Genomic DNA, 18,443 nt, shown 5'->3' with positions numbered 1-18,443 from the left:
GCAGCATTGCTGCGTAGAATCCGCGCCACCATGCCGATGACCCGCGAATTCGTTCTCACCCTCTCGTGTCCCGATGCCAAGGGCATCGTGCACGCCGTCTCCGGCCTGCTGTTCCAGGCGGGCTGCAACATCATCGACTCGCAGCAGTTCGGCGACGTCCTCGGCGAGGATGCGACCGGGCTGTTCTTCATGCGCGTCCATTTCGAGGCGCCGGAGCACCTGGCCGATGCCGGCACGCTCGACCGCCTGTTCGGCCATGTGCGCCAGCAGTACGCGATGAGCGCGCAGGTGCGCGGCCTGGCGCGCCGTCCGCGCCTGATGCTGCTGGTCAGCAAGCATGGCCATTGCCTGAACGACCTGCTGTTCCGCTGGAAGAGCGGCCAGCTGCCGGTCGACATCCCGGCCATCGTCTCCAACCACCCCGACTTCGCCGAGCTGGCCGCCAGCTATGGCATTCCCTTCCACCACCTGCCGCTGCCCACCGGCAGCAGCGCCGCGGTCAAGCGCGAGCAGGAGCAGCGCATCGAGGCGCTGTTCACCGAGCTCGACATCGACCTGGTGGTGCTGGCGCGCTACATGCAGATCCTCAGCACCGAGCTGTGCCAGTTCCTGCAGGGCCGCGCGATCAACATCCACCACAGCTTCCTGCCCAGCTTCAAGGGCGCCAAGCCCTACTACCAGGCGCATGACCGCGGCGTGAAGCTGATCGGCGCGACCGCGCACTACGTGACCGCCGACCTCGACGAGGGCCCGATCATCGAGCAGGACGTCGAGCGCGTGGACCACACGCTGAGCCCGGAGGACTTCACCGCCGTCGGCCGCGACGTGGAATGCGTGGTGCTGGCGCGTGCGGTGCGCTGGCATGTCGAGCACCGCGTGCTGCTCAACGGTCGCAAGACCGTGGTCTTCCGCTGAGACGAGGACGCCTCGATGCCTGCCAAGCCGCCCAAGGTCGCGCTGATGACCACGCCCGACGAGACCGAGGCCCAGTTCTACGAGGCGCTGCAGCTCGGCGATCTCGACCGGGTGATGGCGGTCTGGGCCGATGACGACGACATCGCCTGCATCCACCCGTCGGGCCCGCGCCTGCTCGGGCTGCATGCGATCCGCGCCGGCTACGAGGCGCTGCTGCAGGGCGGCGGGCTGAACCTGCGCATCGCCCAGGTGCGCCGGCTGGTGGTCGGCAACAGCGCCGTCCATCATGTGCTGGAGGAACTGCGCGTCGAGACGCCCGAGGGCACGCAGAGCGCCTGGGTGCTGGCCACGCATGTCTTCATCAAGACGCCGCAGGGCTGGCGCCTGATGGTGCACCACGCCAGCCCGGCGGGCGAGAGCGCGGTGCAGGAAGTCGGCGACGAGCCCTCGATGCTGCATTGAGCGCGGCCACCGCCTCCCCGGGGCCGCTGCCGCCCGCACCGGTCTGGCTGCCCGGCGGTCAGCTGCAGACGATCTGGCCGGCGCTGTTCTCGCGCCGCCATGCGCCGGGCTGCCCGCCCGTCTGGGCGCGTGAGCGCTGGAGCACGCCGGACGGCGACTTCATCGACGTCGATCGGCTGCCGCCGTCCCGCGATCCGAAGGCGCCGCTGCTGGTGATCTTCCACGGCCTGGAGGGCTCCTCGTCCAGCCACTATGCGCAGGCCTTCGCCGAGTGCGCCGCGCAGCGAGGCTGGGACTGCGCGCTGCCGCATTTCCGGGGCTGCTCCGGCGAGCTCAACCGGGCGCCGCGCGCCTACCATTCCGGCGACTTCGAGGAGATCGGCTGGATGCTGGCGCGGCTGACGCCAGGGCGCCCGGGGCCGGTGCATGCGGTCGGCGTCTCGCTGGGCGGCAACGCGCTGCTGCGCTGGGCGCAGGAAAGTGGCGAGCAGGCCACGCGCCAGGTGCGCTCGATCGCCGCGATCTGCGCGCCGCTGGATCTGGCTGCTGCCGGCGACGCGATCGGCCGCGGCCTGAACCGGCGCCTCTACACGCCGATGTTCCTGCGCACGATGAAGCCCAAGGCGCTGGCCAAGCTGGCGCAGCATCCGGGCCTGTTCGATGCCGAACGGCTGCGTGCGGCGCGCGACCTGCGCGAGTTCGACGAGGTCTTCACCGGCCCGCTGCACGGCTTCGCCGGCGTCGACGACTACTGGCGGCGTGCCTCGAGCCGTCACCGGCTGGCCGAGATCCGCGTGCCGGCGCTGGTGATCAATCCGCGCAACGACCCCTTCGTGCCGGCTGCCAGTCTGCCCGCGCCGCACGAGACGGGCCGTGCGGTCGAGCTGTGGCAGCCGGCGCACGGCGGTCATGTCGGCTTTGCCAGCGGCGCCTGGCCGGGGGACGTGCGCGCGCTGCCGCAGCGGGTCTGCGACTGGCTGCAGGGGCGCGGCGTGTGCCCGCCCGCGGATCTGAGGCAAGATCCGCGGCATGGATGAGATCGTCAAGGCGGCCCTGCGCAAGTGGCCGAACGTTCCCGCCTGCCGGGGCTGGCTGGCGCTCGATGCGCGCGGCGACTGGTACATGCGCGACGACCGCACGCAGGCGGCCGGGCCTTTCCCGCAGTCCAAGGGCAGCCGGGTGATGCACGACAAGCTGCGCGAGTTCATCGGCCGCAACTACGAGGCCGACGCGGCCGGATGCTGGTATTTCCAGAACGGCCCGCAGCAGGTCTTCGTCGAGCTGGAGGCGGCGCCCTGGGTGCTGCGGCTGCGGCGCGATGCGGCCGGGGCGCTGCGGATCGAGACCCACACCGGCCGGCCGCTTGAAGCCGACGCCATGCGCGCGGCACTGGTCGACGAGCAGGGGCGGCTTTTTCTCGACACCGGGATCGGCCTGGGCCTGGTCGCCTCCGCCGACATGGATCTGGCGGCCGACGAGGTGCTGGCCGGGCGCTGGCAGCCCGAGGAGGTGGCCTCCACCACGCTGCCGGCGCGCTGCGGCCATGTGCTGAGCCCGGCACGGGCATGAAAAAAGCCGGCGGCTGCCGGCTTCTCGTGATCAGTGGGTGATCGCGTGATCAGTTCGCGGCCGAAGCGGCGCCTTCCGGAGCCTTCGGCTCCTCGAACTTGCCGCCGCCGGCGTTGGCCATGTGGGCCACGGCGCGGGCGATCTCCAGATCGCTGTGATCGCCGCCGCCCTGGGCGCCCATGTTGCCCTTGCCCTTCAGCGCGGAATTCACCAGCGCCTCGAAGCCCTGGCCCAGACGCGGACCCCAGGCACCGGCATCGCCGAACTTCGGCGCGCCGACCAGGCCGGCCTCGTGGCAGGCCGCGCACTGTGCCTTGAAGACCTGCTCGCCGGTCTTCAGCGGGCCGCCTTCGAGCTTGATCGCCACCTTGGCGACCGGGCGGATGCGCTCGGCCACCGCCTGCTCGCTCATCGCGTCGCTGCCGGCGCCATCGCGCCGGTCGCTGCCGACATCGCGCACCAGCAGCGCGATCACGAAGATCGGGACCAGGAAAGCGAAGATCACCGCCAGGATCAGCTGCTTCGGGGTCTTGATCGGGCTATGGTGCTCGTCGTGGTGTTGGCTCATGGGTTCCTCGGGCTGCACGGGAATGTTGGAAAGCGGTGAGGGCGCGGCTCTCTGGCGGTGGGATGGGCCGGGGGGCGCAAAACCTGCGAATTATAGTCCGTGGCCTGACGGGGATTTGTTGCATGCACGCAGCGCTGCAAACAATGCTAGAATCGCAATCTCCGCGCCCGTAGCTCAGTGGATAGAGTATTGGCCTCCGAAGCCAAGGGTCGCTGGTTCGATCCCAGCCGGGCGCGCCACCGAATGATTTCGACATCGACGCCAACCGCCAAAAACGGTTGGCGTTGCTGTTTCCGGGGCCGCCGCACCGGCTCTGCAGTCATCAGCAGGAGTCTCGTGCAATGAGCGAAGCCAGCATGACCTGCCGGATTCTCGGCGTCCATGTCGCGACAGTGCGGCCGCTGCGGGTGGCGGGCGGGCGCACCGTCATGTCCGGCATCGGCAAGCAGGCGGTGGCGGGCGGCCTCTGCCGTGTCGGGCCGCTGGGTCTCGACGGCGACGAGCAGGCCGATCCCACCGTCCACGGCGGTCTGGCCAAGGCGGTCTATGCCTATCCTTCGGAACATGCGGCCCTGTGGCGCCAGGCGCGCCTCGAGGCCGGCGTGGCCTCGCTGTGGGAGCAGGGCGACGAGGCCGACGGCGCGTCGGCCAGCCTGGTCGGCGAGAACCTCGCGCTGACCGGCCTGCTCGAGCGCCAGGTCTGGATCGGCGACCGGCTGCGGCTGCCCGACTGCGAGCTGGTGGTGACCGAGCCGCGCTTTCCCTGCTTCAAGTTCAATGCCGCGATGGGCTGGAACGGTGCAGCCCGGCAGATGGCGCGCACGGGCGCCTGTGGCTGGTACCTGTCGGTGGCCCGTGCCGGCAGCCTGGCTGCAGGTCAGGTGGCCGAGCTGGTGCCGGGGCCGCGCCGTGTGCGCTTGTCCGAGGTCTTCGCGGCGCAGGTGCGCCGCCGGGTCGAGCTCTGATCCGGCTTCCTGAACGGTCCCTGAAAGAGGTCGTGCTGCGAGCCATACCCAGGTCCAGTGCGGTTCCCGGTGAACTCCGTCACGATTGCAATGTCACCGGCCACCGACTAACCTGCTCGGGCATCCCCCCCTCCGGCCCGGGCAGCCTGGTGCCGGTGACACTTCGACCTGAAGGAAAAGAGACCATGGGACTGATGAGTTTCATCAAGGAAGCCGGCGAGAAGCTGTTCGGCAAGGACGATCCCGAGAAGGCTGCGGCCGAGGTCGCCACCGCGCCGGATCCGGCTGCCGCGCAGGCCCGCCTGGCCGCCGCGAACGAGAACGCCGCTCGCGCGATCGAGAAATACATCGACACCCAGGGCCTGAAGGTCGACGGCCTGCAGGTTGCCTTTGACGGCACGACCTGCCAGGCCACCGTCAGCGGCTGCGCGCCCGACCAGGCCACCAAGGAAAAGGTGCTGCTGTGCTGCGGCAACGTCGCGGGCGTCACCGGCGTCAACGACCTGCTGACCGTGGCCGAGCCGGCCGACGAGTCGCGCTGGCACACCGTCGTGCGCGGCGACACGCTGTCGGGCATCGCCAAGGCGATGTACGGCAACGCCAATGCCTACATGAAGATCTTCGAGGCCAACAAGCCGATGCTCGGCCACCCGGACAAGATCTATCCGGGCCAGGTGCTGCGGATTCCGGCCTGAGCAAAGCCTTGCGGACGGGCCGCGTCAGGCCTGTTGCACCCAGCGCCGCCAGATCGGCCCGGTCAGCACCAGAACGATCAGGTAGCGCACGACATGGAAGCCGGTCACCAGCGGCACGCCCAGTTCCAGCACCTTCGCGGTGATGCACATCTCGGCGATGCCGCCGGGCGAGTTGCCCAGCAGCACGCTGGCCGGCACCAGCCCGGTCGCCTGGGCGACCAGCCACGAATAGCCGGCCGAGGCGGCGATCATCGCCAGCGTGCCGACGGCCACCGCCAGCAGCCAGCGCGGCGCGGTGTGCAGGAAGGCCGGCGTGAAGCGCGTGCCCAGCGCGATGCCGATCGACAGCTGCGCGGCGGCCGACAGCCAGCCTGGCATCGCGGTCCACTCGATGCCTGACGCGCTCAGCCCCAGCGACACCAGCAGCGAGCCCAGCACCCACGGATTGGGCTGGCGCAGCGCCTGCATCACCAGCGCGCCGGCAGCGGTCGCTGCCAGCAGCATCGCCAGGCCCGTGGGCTGCACACCGACGACGCTCACCGGCGCCGGGTCGTGGCCATGCAGCCCCAGGCCCTGGTAGCCGAACGGAATGACGATCACCACCAGCATCACCCGCAGCGAGTGGGCGGCTGCCACCAGATCGACGCGGGCACCGACCCGTTCGGCAAACGCGGCCATCTCCGAGGCGCCGCCGATCACCGACGCAAAATAGGCGGTGGTCGCGTCCACCGAGCCTGGAGGCTGCGACCACAACAGCCAGCGCCCGAACAGATGGCCCATCAGCAGCGCCCAGGCTGCACCCAGCAGCATCCAGGGCGCCAGCTCCAGCGCCTGCAGCGCCACCGCCGGCGTGAAGTACAGCCCCAGCACCGTGCCGACGATCCACTGCCCGCCGTTGCGCAGCCGCCGCGACGAGCGCAGCGGCACGCCGGCCATCGTCAGCGTGGCGGTGGCCAGCAGCGGGCCGATCATCCACGGCAGTGGTGTCTTCAGCCGCACGCACAGCAGGGCTGCCAGCCAGGCGATCGCCAGCGTGGCGATCAGTCGCAGGATGGCCTTCGGGGTCAGGTTCTTCGCGCTCACGGGGCGTGACTCTAGCCGGGTCGGGGTAGATTAGCCGCCATGTCCGACACCGCCTCCCCCTCCCATTCGCGCAGTCCGCTCGCCGGCCTGAAGGTCCTCGAGCTCGGCCAGCTGATCGCCGGCCCCTTCGCCGGCAAGACGCTGGGCGACTTCGGCGCCGAGGTCATCAAGGTCGAGCCGCCCGGCACGGGCGATCCGCTGCGCCAGTGGCGCCTGCTGCACGACGGCACCAGCGTCTGGTGGCAGGTGCAGAGCCGCAACAAGAAGAGCGTCGCGCTCGACCTGCGCACCGAGCCGGGCCGCGCCGACGTGCGCCGTCTGGCCGCCGAGTGCGATGTGCTGATCGAGAACTTCAAGCCCGGCACGATGGAGAAGTGGGGCCTGGGCTTCGACGAGCTGGCGCGCGACAACCCCGGCCTGATCATGCTGCGCATCAGCGGCTACGGGCAGACGGGGCCCTACCGCGACCTGCCGGGCTTCGCGGTCGTCGCCGAGGCGATGGGCGGCATGCGCCACCTGATGGGCGAGCCGGGGCGCGCGCCGGTGCGCGCCGGCGTCAGCCTGGGCGACACGCTGGCGGCGCTGCACGGCGTCATCGGCGTGCTGCTGGCGTTGCAGGCGCGAGCGCGCACCGGGCGCGGGCAGGTGGTCGATGTCGCGCTGTTCGAGGCGGTCTTCAACTGCATGGAAAGCCTGCTGCCCGAGTACAGCGCCTTCGGCGCGGTGCGCGAGCCGGCCGGCTCGGCCCTGCCCGGCATCGCGCCGAGCAACGCCTACCGCTGCGCCGACGGCCAGGTGGTCATCGGCGGCAACGGCGACTCGATCTACCGCCGCCTGATGACCGCCATCGGCCGCGCCGACCTGGCCGAGGCGCCGGATCTGGCCCACAACGCCGGCCGCGTCGCCCGGATCGACGAGATCGACGCGGCGATCACGCAGTGGACGGTGCAGCGGCCGGTGGACACGGTGGTGGCGACGCTGCAGGCGGTGCAGGTGCCGGTCGGGCGCATCTACACGGTGCGCGACATCGCCGCCGATCCGCACTACCGCGCGCGGCAGATGATCGAGCGCATCGTCACCGCCGATGGCCTGGCGCTGGAGGTGCCCGGCGTGGTGCCCAAGCTCAGCGACACGCCCGGCGGCCTGTTCCGGCCGGCGCCCCGGCTGGGTGAACATGACGGAGAAGGATGGACGCGATGAACGAGACTTTCGATCCCACCCGCCGGCACAGCCTGGGCGCGGCGGCGGCCTGGATGATGCTGGCCAGCCTGGGCGCCGGGCGTGCGCAGGCGGGCAGCGCCGGCACGGCGCCGGCACTGAGCTTCACGCCGGTGCCGATGACGGTGGAGGCGCCGCTGGCGGTGCCGCCAGGCTACACCGCGCGGGTGCTCTACGCCTGGGGTGATGCGACCGGCCAGGCCGAGGTCACCCCCTGGGGCAGCGACGTGCTGGTCACGCCGGCTGCGCAGCGGCTGCAGGCTGGCATGCACCATGACGGCATGGCCTTCTTCCCGCTGGATGGCCGTCGGCAGGCCCGGACACGTCACGGCCTGCTGGCGTTGAACCACGAGTACACCGACGAGCGGCTGCTGCACCTGGACGCGGCCTCGCTGGCGGATGGCGCGCGCACACCGGAGCAGGTCGCGCGCTCGCAGGCCGCGCACGGCGTGTCGGTCATCGAGGTGCGGCGCGAGGGCGCGGCCGCCGCCTGGTCGGTGGTGCGTCCCTCGCGTCAGGCGCGGCGGATCACCGCCGACACGCCGATGGCCGTCAGCGGGCCGGCGGCTGGCCACGCGCTGCTGCGCACCGCCGCCGATCCCGAGGGTCGGCGCATCCTGGGCACCTTCGCCAACTGCGCCGCCAACGCCACGCCCTGGGGCACCTACCTCACCTGTGAGGAGAACATCCAGGGCTACTTCGAGCCGCCGACCGAGCCCGGCGCCTCGCAGCGGCGCTGGGGTCTGCAGGCGGGCGGGCGCGGCAACTGGGCGCGCTGGCATCTGCACGACGAGCGCTTCGACCTGCGCCGCCACCCCAACGAGTTTCACCGCTTCGGCTGGGTGGTCGAGATCGATCCCCACGATCCGACGATGACCCCGGTCAAGCGCACCGCGCTGGGCCGCGCGGTCCACGAAGGCGCCGCCACCGGCGTGTCGAAGGATGGCCGCGCGGTGGTCTTCATGGGCGAGGACGCGCGCTTCGAATACATCTACCGCTTCGTCAGCCGCGACCGGGTGCGCCCCGGCGGCTTCGCGGCCAACCGCGACCTGCTCGACCACGGCACGCTCAGCGTCGCGCGCTTCGATGCGGGCGGGCGCGGCCGCTGGCTGCCGCTGACGCACGGGCAGGGCGGGCTGACGCCCGAGAACGGCTTCGCCGATCAGGGCGAGGTGGTGATCCGCACCCGCGAGGCCAGCGACCGCCTCGGCGGCACCAAGATGGACCGCCCCGAGTGGACCGCGATCAGCCCGGTCACCGGCGAGGTCTTCGTCACGCTGACCAACAACGCGCAGCGCGGCAAGCCTGGCCTGCCTGGCGCGGATGCGGCCAACCCGCGCGCGCCCAACCCGACCGGCCACATCCTGCGCTGGCGCCACGGCGGCGATCTGGCGGCCGAGACCTTCCAGTGGGACATCGTCGCGCTGGGCGGCGGCGAGACCGCGGGCGACGCCTTCAGCAGCCCCGACGGCCTGACGGTCGATCCCTTCGGACGGCTCTGGGTGGCCACCGATGCGGCGCCGATGCTGGAGGCTGCGCCCGGCGAGCGGCTCTGGCTGCCGCGCAACCAGCTGCTGGCCTGCGATCCGAACGCGCCGGGCGGGCCGCAGATGCGCCGCTTCCTGGTCGCGCCGCCGGGCTGCGAGGTCACCGGCCCGGTGATGGCGCCCGACGGCCGCACGCTGTTCCTCAACATCCAGCACCCCGACGCCGGCTGGCCCGCGCCCGGCGGCCGGCCGCGCTCGGCGACGGTGGCGGTGACGAAGGACGATGGCGGGGTGATCGGGGGCTGAGCGACGCTCGCCGCCCCCCCCCGTCATTCCCGCGAAGGCGGGAACCTACGAATTGCCGCAGCCGTGCCCTGCGTGGGCCCCCGCCTGCGCGGGGGTGACGCGATGTGCGGCCGTGGGCCCCCGCCTGCGCGGGGGTGACGGCGCGTGGCGGGGTGGCGGGGGTGACGGGAGACGGGGGGCGTGGCGCGGCGTCACTCCGGCCGCTCGATGCGGCCGTCCGGGTGCCGGGCGAAGCGGGCGGCGTCTTCGCCATGCACCGGCGCGGCGTCGCCCCAGGGCCAGCCGCCGAAGCCGGTGCGCTGGTAGTCCATGAAGGCCTGGCGGATCTCGGCGGGCGTATTCATCACGAAGGGGCCGTGCTGCGCCACCGGCTCAGCGATCGGGCGGCCCTGCAGCATCAGCAGCTCGGCCGGCGTGGTGCCGGTGTTGACGATCTCGGCCGGCCGCTCGGCGGCCACGTCGAGCGCGCAGTGGCCCGGCACCGGCTGGTCCATCACGCGCAGGCCGTCGCCGAGGAAGAAGTAGAGCCGGCGCTTTGTCGTGGCACCACCGCGCGCGGCCGGCAGCGTCAGCCGCGCGCCGGCGTCGAGCTTGAGCGTCCAGATCGCCACGTCGGCGTCCGGCGCGCTGGCCCAGGAGTCGGGCGGCGGGCTCGGCGGCGCGGCCAGATCGGCGGGCGCGCCGGCCACGCACAGCAGCTCGGTGCGCCGGCCCTGGGCATCGGTCGCGACGCGGCGCGGGATCTGCTCGGCCCAGAACATCGTGAAGTGCGGCGCGGCGAACTTGCTGCGCGCCGGCAGGTTCAGCCAGATCTGGAACAGGTCGAGCGGGTTGGGCGCGTCGGTGCGCAGCAGCGGGAACATCTCGCTGTGCTGGATGCCGCGACCGGCGGTCAGCCATTGCACGTCGCCGTCGCCGTAGCGCGCGGCCGCGCCGGCCGAGTCGGCGTGGTCGATGCGGCCGGTGCGCACCAGCGTCACCGTCTCGAAGCCGCGGTGCGGGTGTGCGGGAAAGCCCGGCACCTGCTGGCCGTGGTACAGGCTCCAGCCGTCGCGGTACGAGAAGTCGCTGCCGATCTGGCGCCCGGCCAGCGACGCGGCCGGGCCGAAGCGGCCGTTGCCGGCGGGGTAGCGGTCGTCGTGGTGGACGCAGAAGAGAAAGGGATCCTGCGTCGGCCACGGGAAGCCGAGCGGCAGGAAGGCGAGGGCGTCAGGGGTGGAGCTCATGCCGCCCACTGTACGGCCGCGCCTCTTCCCGTGCTCGTGCGGGCTCAGGCGGCGGTGAAGCCGTCGTGCGTCAGCGTCACCGCCAGCTCGGCGCGCAGGTCGCGCGAGGAGGCGCCCAGGCGCAGGCGGAACTCGCCGGCCTCGGCCACCCAGCCGCCGCGCTCGGCGTCGAAGAAGGCGAAGGCGCGCTCGCCCAGCGTCAGCGTGGCGACGGCGCTCTCGCCGGGCTGCAGGTGCAGCTTGGCGAAGGCCTTGAGCTCCTGCGCCGGGCGCTCGACGCGGCTGTGCACGTCGGCCACATACAGCTGCACCACCTCGCTGCCGGCGCGCGCGCCGGTGTTGGTGATGCGCACCGACACCGTCACCGCCTCGCCCGGCGCGAAGCGGGTGCGGTCCACCTGCGGCGTCTCCCAGGCGAAACGCGTGTAGCCCAGGCCGTGGCCGAAGGCGAAGCGCGGCGCGATCTCGCGGCTGTCGTGGTGGCGGTAGCCGATGAACACGCCTTCCTCGTAGACGACGCGGCCGCCCTGGCCGGGGTAGCGCCGCGCGTCGCCCTGCGAAGTCACCACGTCCGCGAGCTGCACCGGCCAGGTCTGCGACAGGCGCCCGCCCGGCTCGGCACGGCCCAGCAGCACGTCGGCGATGGCATGGCCGCATTCCTGGCCCGGATACCAGGCCTGCAGCACCGCCGGCACGCGGTCGATCCAGGGCAGCTCCACCGGCGCGCCGGTCTGCAGCACGACGATGGTGTTCGGGTTGGCCGCGGCCACCCGCTCGACCAGCGCGTTCTGGCCGTGCGGCAGGCGCATGTCGGGGCGGTCCAGGCCCTCGCAGTCCCATTCGTCGTTCAGGCCGATGAAGACCAGCGCGACATCGGCCTGGCGGGCGAGGGTCTCTGCCTCGGCCAGGTCCGTCTCGCCGCGCGGGCGGTGCAGGCCCAGGCGCAGCGCCTTGAAGGCCACGTCCACCTCGGTGGGCGAGGAGAACTCGATCGTGATGCGCAGCGGCTGGCCCGCGCGCAGCGTGCGGCGCACGATGCGCTCGTCGCAGCCGAAGGTGAAGTAGGTCTCGCCGCGTGACCAGCTCTCCCAGGCATCGACCACCAGCTCGCCGTCGATGAAGGCGCGCGTGCGGCCGGCGCTGGTCAGCGAGATCAGGTGCTCGCCGTCCTCGGCGGGCGTATGTTCCAGCGTCGCGCGGGCGCTGAAACGCATCGGGTCGATGCCGGGCAGGACCTCGCCGGCCCAGACCTTCTCGCTGCTCGGGTAGACGGCGCGGGCCACCGGCTCGCCGCTGAGGTCGGTGCTGGCGAAGAACTCGACGGCCATCGGCTGCTGCAGCACCGGTGTCCAGCGGTGGCAGTCGGCGCCGGGGGCGCTCAGGATCGTCGCGTCGGTCTGGGCCTCCAGGCCCTGGCGGGGCGTGATCCGGTGCAGCGCGTTCACGTTGGCGCTGCCGCCGCCCATGATGCGTGCGGTCTCGGCGCTCGGGCCGATCAGCGCGATCGTGCGGGCGCTGGCGCTCAGCGGCAGCCGCTCGCCTTCGTTCTTCAGCAGCACGCAGCCGGCTGCGCCCAGGCGGCGGATCAGCGCGCGGCGTTCGGCCGAGTCCTCGGCGCGTTCCTCGGGGATGCCGGGCCGGGCGAAGGCGCCCAGGCGCTCGACGAACTGCAGCACACGCCCGGCGCAGGCGCGCACGTCCTCGGCCGGCACGCGGCCCTCGCGCACCGCCTGCACCAGCGCGGCGCCGCGCTGGCGGGTCGGGCCGGGCATCTCCAGGTCCATGCCGGCGGTGGCGGACTTCTCGGTCGCGTGCTCGGCGAACCAGTCCGACATCACCAGGCCGTCGAAGCCCCACTGGCCGCGCAGCACGTCGCGCACCAGCGGCGCGTGGTCGGCGGCGAAGTCGCCGTTGATGCGGTTGTACGAGGTCATCACCGCCTGCACGCCGGCTTCCTTGACCGCCTTCTCGAACGGCACCAGGTAGAGCTCGCGCAGCGTGCGCTCGTCGACCACCGAGTCGATCGACATGCGCTCGACCTCGCTGTCGTTGCAGACGAAGTGCTTGATGGTGGCCGCCACCCCGCCCGACTGCAGGCCGCGGATGTAGCCGCAGGCGATCTCGCCGGTCAGGTGCGGATCTTCTGAATAACACTCGAAGTTGCGGCCATTGAGCGTCGAGCGGTGCAGGTTGACGGTGGGCGCCAGCAGGGCGCCAGCACCCTTCAGGCGCGATTCCTCGGCCAGCGCGCGGCCGGCCTCGGCGATCAGCGCCGGGTCCCAGGTCGAGCCCAGCGCGATGGCCGCGGGGAAGCAGGCGGTCTGCGGGCCGCCGTTGAAGATGCCACCGCGCGCGCCGTTCGGCCCGTCGGTGACCTTGACGGCCGGGATGCCCAGGCGCGGGATGGCGACCGTGGTCCAGAAGTCGGCGCCGGTCAGCAGGCTGACCTGCTCCTCCAGCGTCAGGGCGTCGAGCAGGGCGGGGATATCGAGGGCCGTATTCATGATGTCGTGTGGCGATGGGGTCGGGGGATGTCGTTCGTGGGTGCCCGCCTGCGCGGGCATGACGGTGCAGGCTGGGCGGGCTCAGTCGGGCAGGGTGGTCCAGGCGCCGTCGCGCGCGGTGCTGGCCAGCACCGTCTCGACGAAGGCCAGGCTGCGCACGCCGTCGGCCAGGCCGGGCACGCGCGGGCTGGGCTGCGGGTCGCGCAGGTCGGCGGCGAAGTCGCGGTAGAGCTGGGCGAAGGCTTCGAGGTAGCCTTCCGGGTGACCGGCAGGCGTGCGGGTGACGCCGGCCAGACCGGCGGCGCTCTCCGGCCAGCCGTGACCGCCGCGGCGCAGGCACAGCGAACCCTCGCCCAGGCGGTTCAGCCAGAGCTGCTCGGGCGCCTCCTGGTCCCAGTGCAGCGCGGCGCGGCTGCCGTACAGGCGCAGGCGCAGGTGGTTGGCCTCGCCGGTGGCGACCTGGCTGGCCCAGAGCAGGCCGCGTGCGCCGCCGGCGTAGCGCAGCTGCACCTGCACATGGTCATCGACCCGGCGGCCGGGCACGAAGCGGTGCAGCTCGGCGCTGATCTGCGCGGGCGTCTGGCCGCTGACGAACTCGGCCAGCTGCGCGGCGTGGGTGCCGATGTCGCCCAGACAGCCCGCCGGGCCGGCCTGCGCCGGGTCGGTGCGCCAGGCGGCCTGCTTGTGGCCGCCGGCCTCCAGCGGTTCGGCCAGCCAGTCCTGGGCGTACTCGACCTGCACCAGGCGCAGTGTGCCGATCTCGCCGGCGGCCACCATCGCGCGGGCGGCGCGGATCACCGGGTAGGCGCTGTAGTTGTGGGTCAGCGCGAAGGGCACGCGGCGCGCGCGGGCCAGCCGCTGCAGGCCTCGCGCCTCGTCGAGCGAGACGGCCAGTGGCTTGTCGCAGATCACCGCGATGCCGGCCTCGATGAAGGCGGTGGCCACCGGCACATGCAGGTGGTTGGGCGTGACGATGGCCACCGCGTCGATGCCGTCGGGGCGGGCGGCCTCGGCGCGGGCCATCGCCTGCCAGTCACCGTAGCAGCGCGCCGGATCCAGGCGCAGCTCGGCGCCGCTGGCGCGGGCGCGCTCTGCGTCCGACGAGAAGGCGCCAGCCACCAGCTGCCAGTCGTCGTCGAGGCGCGCGGCGATGCGGTGCACGGCGCCGATGAAGGCGCCCTGGCCGCCGCCGACCATGCCCAGGCGCAGGCGACGCGGCGCGGACACCGGCGCGCTCATGCCTGTGACTCCAGGCCGAGCATGCGGCGGTTGGCGGCCGTGTCGGTGCCGCTGGCGGCGAAGTCGTCGAAGGCCTTGTCGGCCACGCGGATCAGGTGATCGCGGATGAAGGGCGCGCCCTCGGCCGCGCCCTGCTCGGGGTGCTTGAGGCAGCATTCCCATTCCAGCACCGCCCAGCCGCGATAGCCGTATTGGGTGAGCTTGCTGAAGATGGCACGGAAGTCGATCTGGCCGTCGCCCAGCGAGCGGAAGCGCCCGGCGCGGTCCTTCCAGCTCTGGAAGCCGCCGTAGACGCCCTGGCGGCCGCTCGGGCGGAACTCGGCGTCCTTGACGTGGAAGGCCTTGATGCGCTCGTGATAGACGTCGATGTAGGCGAGGTAGTCGAGCTGCTGCAGCACGAGGTGGCTCGGGTCGTAGAGCAGGTTGGCGCGCGGGTGCTGGCCCACGCGCTCCAGGAACAGCTCGAAGCTGGCGCCATCGCACAGGTCTTCGCCCGGATGGACCTCGTAGCAGACATCGACGCCGGCTTCGTCGAAGGCGTTCAGGATCGGCCGCCAGCGCCGCGCCAGCTCGTCGAAGGCGGCCTCGACCAGCCCGGCCGGGCGCTGCGGCCAGGGGTAGAGGTAGGGCCAGGCCAGCGCGCCGCTGAAGGTGGCGTGCGCGCTCAGCCCGAGCCGCCGCGAGGCCTTCGCGGCCAGGTGGAGCTGCTGCTGCGCCCAGGCGGTGCGCTCGGCCGGGCGGCCGCGCAGGGCCGCAGGCGCGAAGGCGTCCATCGGCAGGTCGTAGGCGGGGTGGACGGCGACGAGCTGGCCCTGCAGGTGCGTGGACAGCTCGGTGATCTCCAGGCCGTGCGCGGCCAGACGGCCGCGCAGCTCGTCGCAGTAGGTCTGGCTCTCGGCCGCCAGCGCCAGATCGATCAGCCGCGCATCCCAGCTCGGGATCTGCACGCCCGCGTAGCCCAGGCCGGCGGCCCAGCCGGCCAGCCCGTCGAGCGAGTCGAAGGGCGCCGCGTCGCCGGCGAACTGTGCCAGGAAGAGGCCGGGGCCGCGGATCGGGGAGGAGGTCGTCGTCATGGCCGCCTCAGCCCAGGTGCTCGCGCATGAAGGCGAAGCTGGTGGCCAGCATCGCGGCGGGGTTCTGCGGGCGGTCATGCTCGAGCACGAACAGCTCGACCCGGCCCCGGAGCGCCTCGGCCAGCGCGGCCCAGCCGACGATGCCCTGGCCCAGCGCGCACCAGCCGTCCTCGTCCACCGCGGTCGAGGGCGGCGCGATGTCCTTGGCGTGGACGGCGACCAGCCGGTCAGCGCGTGCCAGCGCCTCGACCAGCGGATCGGCGCCGGCGCGCGCGGTCCAGCCCAGATCGGCCTCCCAGCCGAGCTGCGCGGGCGTCGCGGCCGAGAAGATCCAGTCCAGCGCAGCCCGGCCGTCGTAGTGCAGGAACTCGAACTCGTGGTTGTGATAGGCCAGCCGCAGCCCCTCGGCATTGAGCCGCTCGCCGATCGCGGCCAGCCGCGCGCCGATCGCCTGCCAGCCCGCGGCGGTGGCGGCGCGCTCGCCCATCGGCAGCCAGGGCACGATGACCTTGGTGCAGCCGGTGGCGCGGCACAGCGCGATGACCGTGCCCGGCTCGCCCTCGGCCATCGCCAGGCTGACGTGCATCGACGACACCTTCAGGCCGTGCGCGGCGACGCGGGCGGCGAAGTCCTCGGGCGGCAGGCCGTGGCCAGCGACGGACTCGATCCACTCGAAGCCGGCGGCGCGGGCCAGCGCGAGCTGGGCGTCGAGGTCGCCGGCCTCGCGCAGCGAATAGATCTGGACGGACAGGATGCTCATGGCGGATCTCCGGGCGTGACGGGTCCTCCTCGCCCGGCGGGCAGGATCGGACCGGAAGGAAACACGAAATGACGGTGTGCGCGCCCCGGCCGGGGCCGGGGTCAGCGCAGGGGCGGCGCGGCGCTCAGCTCAGGCGCCCCTCGAGCGGCGCGGGGCGCTCGCAGGTGGTGCTGGGCGTGACCGGGCGGCCGTCGTCGCGGCCGGAGGCGAGCGCCAGGTCCATCACCTCCAGCACATGCAGCGCCATCTCCGCGCTGCAGCGGTGCGGGCGGCCCTCCTGCAGCGCGCGGGCCATGTCGATCAGGCCGATGCCGCGGCTGTTGGTGGTGTAGGGCCGCCCGCCCGGCGCGCGCACCCAGTCGCCGGTCTGGCGGTTGTGGCGCACCGTGCCGCCGAACTGGTTCGGATCGGCGCCCTGCAGCGTGCCGTCGTCGCCGTAGAGCTCCATCGGCGCGTGCCCGTGCGTCCAGACATCGAAGCTGGAGGTCAGCACGATCTGCGGGCCGCTGGCGAATTCGAGCTGGGTGACCACATGCGTGGGCACCGCCACCGGCAGCACCTGACCCTCGCAGGGGCCGAAGGGCACGCGGCGCCGGGCGTGGGTGATGTGCGAGGTCGAGCGCAGCCGCACCACCGGCCCGAAGTGGTTCACCAGGTGCGTCAGGTAATAGACGCCCACGTCGTGCAGCGGGCCGCCGCCGGGCTGGTAGAAGAAGGCCGGATTGGGATGCCAGTGGTCCGGGCCGTGGTTCATGAACTGCGCCGTGCCGTGGCGTACCTCGCCCACGGTGCCGGCGTCGATCAGCGCGCGCAGCGCCTGGCCGGCCGCACCCAGGAAGGTGTCGGGCGCGCAGCCCACCCGCAGGCCCTTCTCGCGCGCCAGCGCCACCAGTTCCTGCCCTTGGGCGAAGGTGGCGGCCAGGGGCTTCTCGGTGAAGAAGTGCTTGCCCGCGTGCAGCACCTTCAGGCCGATCTCGTGATGGACCTGTGGCGGCGTCAGGTTCAGGATCAGCTGCGCCTCGCTGGCGAGCAGCTCGTCGAGGCCCATCGCCGTGAGGCCGGCCGCCTCGGCCCGCTGTCGCGCCAGGTCCGCGCTGGCGTCGGCGATGCCGACGATGCGCACCTGCGCGCAGCGCGCGAGCGTGTTCAGGTAGGCGGGAAAGATGTTGCCGCAGCCGACGATGCCGATGGGGAGGGCATCGCCGCGGGCAGGGCGTCGCTTCGTGGCCATGGGGCTGGGGTCTCCGTGAGGTCCGGGATGTTCGGTGGCCCTCCGGCGGAGGGCGGGACCGTGCGGGTGGGCGGGCACACCGAGGCCCGCCGTACCAGCGTCGGCTGGAAGTCATGCGCCACGGCCAGATCCAGGCCGTAGCAGCGGTTGAGCAGATCGCGCGTGGCCTGCGCCGCCACCGCGCCGATGTCGATGCGCACCGTCGTCAGAGGCGGCCAGGCATGGGCGGCGAAGTCGCAGTCGTCGTAGCCGACGACCGACAGGTCCTCGGGCACGCGCACGCCGGCCATCAAGAACACGCCGATCGCGGCGATCGCCATCGGGTCGTTGGCGCAGAACAGCGCCGAGAAGGGCAGATGCGTGCCGAAGCGCGCCAGCAGCGTCTCGGCCGCACGCCGGCCGGTTGAGGTGGTGAAGTCGCCGGTGACGATCCATTCGGGCGGCACCGTCACGCCCGCCTCGCCGAGGGTATCGAGAAAGCCGCGCAGGCGCGCCTCGTTGTCGGGCGCATGGTTCGGGCCGCTGAGGATGGCGATGTGGCGGTGCCCGGCCTGGAGCAGGCATTGCGCCGCCAGCCGGCCGCCGAACTCGTGGTCGCTGGAGAAGCAGATCGGTGCCAGCCCCGGCACGATGCGGTTGAGCACCGCCAGCTGTGGCATCTGCGCGTGCAGCTGGAGGATGTCGTCGTCGTGGAGCTCGTGGCTCATCAGCAGCAGGCCGTCGCACTCGCGCTGGCGCAGGAAGTCGATGCCGTCGAGCGCCTGGTCGCGCGCGTCGCCGCAGTCGCAGCCATTGGCCGCGACCATGTGGCGCTCGACATCGCGCAGTTCGCGGTCGATGTTTTCGAGCACCGGGCCGTAGAACAGGCCCTGGTACTGCGGCACGTAGACGCCGAGCATGTCCAGGCTCTTGCGCGAGAGCGCCCGCGCGATGCTCGAGGGCCGGAAGCCCAGCGTCTCGATGGCTTGCTGCACCCGCGCGGCCGTCTCCGGGGCGACCGGGCCCTTGCCCGAGATCACCCGCGAGGCGGTGCCCACGCCTACACCCGCGAGGCGGGCGACATCCTTGATCGTGCTGGCCATTCTGCTGTTCCGTCGTTGTTCGCTGGAAGGGCCGGATTCTCGCGGGTGGGGGTGGCTCGG

Annotated in this window: 17 protein-coding genes and 1 tRNA gene; 9 read left to right on the top strand and 9 right to left on the bottom strand. The window is 72.5% G+C overall.

The window, feature by feature from the left end; translation table 11 throughout:
* The first annotated feature begins 30 nt into the window (after positions 1–30).
* Genes purU through BW996_RS07035 form a run of 4 tightly spaced genes read left to right on the top strand, consistent with a single transcriptional unit; the run spans position 31 to position 2,946 of the window.
* A complete protein-coding gene (purU, locus tag BW996_RS07050) occupies positions 31–915 on the top strand; it encodes a formyltetrahydrofolate deformylase (protein WP_037486117.1) in 885 nt (294 codons plus the stop codon).
* A gap of 15 nt (positions 916–930) precedes the next feature.
* Positions 931–1,377, top strand: coding sequence for a YybH family protein (locus tag BW996_RS07045; RefSeq protein WP_037486119.1), 447 nt, complete (start codon positions 931–933; stop codon positions 1,375–1,377).
* On the top strand, positions 1,374–2,414 hold the full coding sequence (locus tag BW996_RS07040) for a YheT family hydrolase (RefSeq protein ID WP_241462062.1): 1,041 nt from the start codon (positions 1,374–1,376) through the stop codon (positions 2,412–2,414). The genes BW996_RS07045 and BW996_RS07040 overlap by 4 nt, the downstream gene beginning before the upstream one ends.
* On the top strand, positions 2,407–2,946 hold the full coding sequence (locus BW996_RS07035) for a DUF2946 family protein (RefSeq protein WP_037486120.1): 540 nt from the start codon (positions 2,407–2,409) through the stop codon (positions 2,944–2,946). The genes BW996_RS07040 and BW996_RS07035 overlap by 8 nt, the downstream gene beginning before the upstream one ends.
* A 49-nt stretch (positions 2,947–2,995) precedes the next feature.
* Here the strand turns inward: BW996_RS07035 and BW996_RS07030 are convergent, their stop codons facing one another.
* The gene (locus tag BW996_RS07030) at positions 2,996–3,514 is read right to left on the bottom strand and encodes a c-type cytochrome (RefSeq protein WP_037486122.1); all 519 of its coding nucleotides are present in this window, start codon (positions 3,512–3,514) and stop codon (positions 2,996–2,998) included.
* Between the two features lie 163 nt (positions 3,515–3,677).
* On the opposite strand from BW996_RS07030, the gene BW996_RS07025 reads away from it, so the two are divergent.
* The 3 genes from BW996_RS07025 (at position 3,678) to lysM (ending at position 5,174) form a co-directional block, all read left to right on the top strand.
* Positions 3,678–3,753 (top strand) — tRNA-Arg (locus BW996_RS07025).
* A gap of 102 nt (positions 3,754–3,855) precedes the next feature.
* Positions 3,856–4,479 (top strand): MOSC domain-containing protein, encoded by a 624-nt coding sequence (locus BW996_RS07020; RefSeq protein ID WP_241462063.1) that lies wholly within the window; start codon positions 3,856–3,858, stop codon positions 4,477–4,479.
* 185 nt (positions 4,480–4,664) lie between these two features.
* Complete coding sequence (lysM, locus tag BW996_RS07015; protein ID WP_037486124.1) at positions 4,665–5,174, top strand: peptidoglycan-binding protein LysM; 510 nt, start codon at positions 4,665–4,667, stop codon at positions 5,172–5,174.
* 24 nt (positions 5,175–5,198) lie between these two features.
* Here lysM and BW996_RS07010 read toward each other — a convergent pair whose 3' ends face one another.
* A complete protein-coding gene (locus tag BW996_RS07010) occupies positions 5,199–6,257 on the bottom strand; it encodes an AbrB family protein (protein ID WP_241462064.1) in 1,059 nt (352 codons plus the stop codon).
* Between the two features lie 39 nt (positions 6,258–6,296).
* Here BW996_RS07010 and BW996_RS07005 point away from each other — a divergent pair, with 39 nt between their 5' ends.
* Both BW996_RS07005 and BW996_RS07000 read left to right on the top strand, forming a co-directional pair.
* The gene (locus BW996_RS07005) at positions 6,297–7,457 is read left to right on the top strand and encodes a CaiB/BaiF CoA transferase family protein (protein WP_037486126.1); all 1,161 of its coding nucleotides are present in this window, start codon (positions 6,297–6,299) and stop codon (positions 7,455–7,457) included.
* On the top strand, positions 7,454–9,268 hold the full coding sequence (locus BW996_RS07000; RefSeq protein WP_037486137.1) for a PhoX family protein: 1,815 nt from the start codon (positions 7,454–7,456) through the stop codon (positions 9,266–9,268). Before BW996_RS07005 ends, BW996_RS07000 begins: the two co-directional genes overlap by 4 nt.
* Before the next feature lie 191 nt (positions 9,269–9,459).
* Here the strand turns inward: BW996_RS07000 and BW996_RS06995 are convergent, their stop codons facing one another.
* From BW996_RS06995 to BW996_RS06965, 7 genes are all read right to left on the bottom strand, one after another.
* Positions 9,460–10,494 carry a pirin family protein gene (locus BW996_RS06995; RefSeq protein WP_037479635.1) on the bottom strand — a complete coding sequence of 345 codons (1,035 nt, stop codon included), beginning with the start codon at positions 10,492–10,494 and terminating at the stop codon, positions 9,460–9,462.
* A gap of 44 nt (positions 10,495–10,538) precedes the next feature.
* Positions 10,539–12,998, bottom strand: a complete 2,460-nt coding sequence (locus tag BW996_RS06990; protein WP_037479636.1) for a beta-glucosidase H — start codon at positions 12,996–12,998, stop codon at positions 10,539–10,541.
* An 81-nt stretch (positions 12,999–13,079) separates the two neighbouring features.
* Positions 13,080–14,237 carry a Gfo/Idh/MocA family protein gene (locus BW996_RS06985; protein WP_037479638.1) on the bottom strand — a complete coding sequence of 386 codons (1,158 nt, stop codon included), beginning with the start codon at positions 14,235–14,237 and terminating at the stop codon, positions 13,080–13,082.
* On the bottom strand, positions 14,234–15,310 hold the full coding sequence (locus tag BW996_RS06980) for a sugar phosphate isomerase/epimerase family protein (RefSeq protein ID WP_037479640.1): 1,077 nt from the start codon (positions 15,308–15,310) through the stop codon (positions 14,234–14,236). Before BW996_RS06980 ends, BW996_RS06985 begins: the two co-directional genes overlap by 4 nt.
* A 7-nt stretch (positions 15,311–15,317) precedes the next feature.
* Complete coding sequence (locus BW996_RS06975) at positions 15,318–16,070, bottom strand: sugar phosphate isomerase/epimerase family protein (protein ID WP_051631692.1); 753 nt, start codon at positions 16,068–16,070, stop codon at positions 15,318–15,320.
* 124 nt (positions 16,071–16,194) lie between these two features.
* Positions 16,195–17,301 (bottom strand): Gfo/Idh/MocA family protein, encoded by a 1,107-nt coding sequence (locus tag BW996_RS06970; RefSeq protein ID WP_037479642.1) that lies wholly within the window; start codon positions 17,299–17,301, stop codon positions 16,195–16,197.
* The gene (locus BW996_RS06965; protein WP_076458796.1) at positions 17,217–18,383 is read right to left on the bottom strand and encodes a LacI family DNA-binding transcriptional regulator; all 1,167 of its coding nucleotides are present in this window, start codon (positions 18,381–18,383) and stop codon (positions 17,217–17,219) included. Before BW996_RS06965 ends, BW996_RS06970 begins: the two co-directional genes overlap by 85 nt.
* Positions 18,384–18,443: the final 60 nt, after the last annotated feature.

Origin of the sequence: Sphaerotilus natans, from assembly GCF_900156335.1 — a bacterium.
GTDB lineage: Bacteria > Pseudomonadota > Gammaproteobacteria > Burkholderiales > Burkholderiaceae_C > Sphaerotilus > Sphaerotilus natans.
Note: the sequence above shows the minus strand (reverse complement) of the source record. Positions and strands in the feature narration are given on the sequence as shown.

Coding starts and splice junctions, on each gene's coding strand:
- purU (WP_037486117.1), top strand. CDS start 31: ATGCCGATGACCCGCGAATTCGTTCTCACCCTCTCGTGTCCCGATGCC.
- BW996_RS07045 (WP_037486119.1), top strand. CDS start 931: ATGCCTGCCAAGCCGCCCAAGGTCGCGCTGATGACCACGCCCGACGAG.
- BW996_RS07035 (WP_037486120.1), top strand. CDS start 2,407: ATGGATGAGATCGTCAAGGCGGCCCTGCGCAAGTGGCCGAACGTTCCC.
- BW996_RS07030 (WP_037486122.1), bottom strand. CDS start 3,514: ATGAGCCAACACCACGACGAGCACCATAGCCCGATCAAGACCCCGAAG.
- BW996_RS07020 (WP_241462063.1), top strand. CDS start 3,856: ATGAGCGAAGCCAGCATGACCTGCCGGATTCTCGGCGTCCATGTCGCG.
- lysM (WP_037486124.1), top strand. CDS start 4,665: ATGGGACTGATGAGTTTCATCAAGGAAGCCGGCGAGAAGCTGTTCGGC.
- BW996_RS07005 (WP_037486126.1), top strand. CDS start 6,297: ATGTCCGACACCGCCTCCCCCTCCCATTCGCGCAGTCCGCTCGCCGGC.
- BW996_RS07000 (WP_037486137.1), top strand. CDS start 7,454: ATGAACGAGACTTTCGATCCCACCCGCCGGCACAGCCTGGGCGCGGCG.
- BW996_RS06995 (WP_037479635.1), bottom strand. CDS start 10,494: ATGAGCTCCACCCCTGACGCCCTCGCCTTCCTGCCGCTCGGCTTCCCG.
- BW996_RS06990 (WP_037479636.1), bottom strand. CDS start 12,998: ATGAATACGGCCCTCGATATCCCCGCCCTGCTCGACGCCCTGACGCTG.
- BW996_RS06985 (WP_037479638.1), bottom strand. CDS start 14,237: ATGAGCGCGCCGGTGTCCGCGCCGCGTCGCCTGCGCCTGGGCATGGTC.
- BW996_RS06980 (WP_037479640.1), bottom strand. CDS start 15,310: ATGACGACGACCTCCTCCCCGATCCGCGGCCCCGGCCTCTTCCTGGCA.
- BW996_RS06975 (WP_051631692.1), bottom strand. CDS start 16,070: ATGAGCATCCTGTCCGTCCAGATCTATTCGCTGCGCGAGGCCGGCGAC.
- BW996_RS06970 (WP_037479642.1), bottom strand. CDS start 17,301: ATGGCCACGAAGCGACGCCCTGCCCGCGGCGATGCCCTCCCCATCGGC.
- BW996_RS06965 (WP_076458796.1), bottom strand. CDS start 18,383: ATGGCCAGCACGATCAAGGATGTCGCCCGCCTCGCGGGTGTAGGCGTG.